General features: G+C 58.3%; 2 protein-coding genes. Both read right to left on the bottom strand.

Annotated features, from left to right (window positions below; genetic code table 11):
* On the bottom strand, window positions 1-1,090 hold a 1,090-nt coding region (locus tag ADK28_RS00640), incomplete at its 3' end, for a penicillin-binding transpeptidase domain-containing protein (protein ID WP_048794616.1).
* A gap of 107 nt (window positions 1,091-1,197) precedes the next feature.
* Window positions 1,198-1,568 (bottom strand): penicillin-binding transpeptidase domain-containing protein (locus tag ADK28_RS00645; RefSeq protein ID WP_256364566.1); only part of this gene is annotated, 371 nt, incomplete at its 5' end.

The raw sequence follows: 1,568 nt of genomic DNA on the forward strand, positions 1-1,568 counted from the left end.
GCGCCAGTGCAATATGCGATACCGCGATGTCGCTCGATTTTTGCAGCACGCCGGTGATGGTCAGTTTCGACCAGTGGCCGACGTCTTTGATCAGGTGACCGTTCACCCGATACGGCGTGGTGTCCAGCACGGTATCCGGCCGGATCAGCTTATGTTCCAACCCCACCATCACCACCACCGGTTTCACCGTCGAACCCGGTTCGAAGCTGTCGCTGCTGCACACGTTGCGGATATCTTTCGCCGGCGTGCTGCCATAGTTGTTCGGGTTGAACGACGGATAGCTGGCCATGCCGAGGATTTCGCCGGTGTCGATCTTGACCAGCACCGCACAGCCGGAGTCGGCCTGGTTACCCACCACGCCGTCGCGGATCTGCGCATAGAGCACGTACTGGATAAATTTGTCGATGCTGAGCGTCACGTTCGGTGGCGGCACCGGATCCACACTCTTTAGCACGCCGATCACCGCGCCGCTGCCATCCTTCTGATAGACCCGCAGGCCGTTTTTTCCCTGCAACAGCGGGTTGAACCCCAGCTCGATGCCCTCCAGCCCCTGATTGTCCTGGCCGACGATGCCGATCAGCCCGGCGGCATCCTGGCCCATCGGATAAAAGCGGCTGAAATCCTGCTCGGCGCTGACGCCGGTCAGGTGCAGTTTGCTGATGTAGGCGGCGTTGTCGTCCTCCACCTTGCGCGCCAGGTAGACAAAACGTTTGTGCGCGTTGCTCTGGATCAGATGCTGGATGTCCGCCAGCGGGATCTTCAGCACGTTGGCCATGCTCTGCCAGCGTTCGTTGCCGGTATCGGTCTGGGTATCGAGAATATGCTTCGGATCCAGCACGATGTCTTTGGACGACACGCTGACCGCCAGCGCCTCATCGTTGCGATCGGTGATCATGGCGCGGTTGGTCGGCACCACCTGGGTGCGGATCGAACGCTGGTCAGCCTGATTGGCCAACTGCTGGTGTTCCAGCAGTTGCAGGTAGCCGACCCTGAACGCCAACAGAAAAAAACAGACCAGCATGCCGGCGCAAATCCAGCCGAAACGAACTGTGGAATAGGTTTTACCGCTCTTTTTGGTCGATGGCGCCACTGTTGTGTTAACCCTGCGTTTTTATTCAGTTTATGGTGTTATTTCAGTCTACCTTGCCGGAAATGGTCAGGAGATTGCAGTTTGTAAGAAAGTAAAAACAAACCGCATCACCGTTGCACATCCGCGCTGTCGTTTAACTGCGGTTTACTTTGCGGCGTATCGCCGGGCTGTGGCGCGTTGGCCGGGTCAAAAATGTGGTCGAGGATCGCGCGCGCGGTCGGCCCCGCCACCACGCCATCGCCGCCGCCGTTTTCCAGGATCAGCGCCATCGCCACCCGGGGATTTTTGTAGGGCGCAAACAGCGTATAAAAGATGTGATCGCGCAGCCTCACCGGGATCATTTTGGCGTTGTAAGTCTGGTTTTGCTTCAGGCTGAACACTTGCGAGGTGCCGGATTTGGCGGCGATCTGATACGGCGCGGTATGGAACAGCTTGTAACCGGTGCCGTTCGGCAAGTTGGCCATGCCGTACATGCCGT

Source organism: Serratia sp. 506_PEND (genome assembly GCF_001076875.1).
Classification (GTDB): domain Bacteria; phylum Pseudomonadota; class Gammaproteobacteria; order Enterobacterales; family Enterobacteriaceae; genus Serratia; species Serratia marcescens.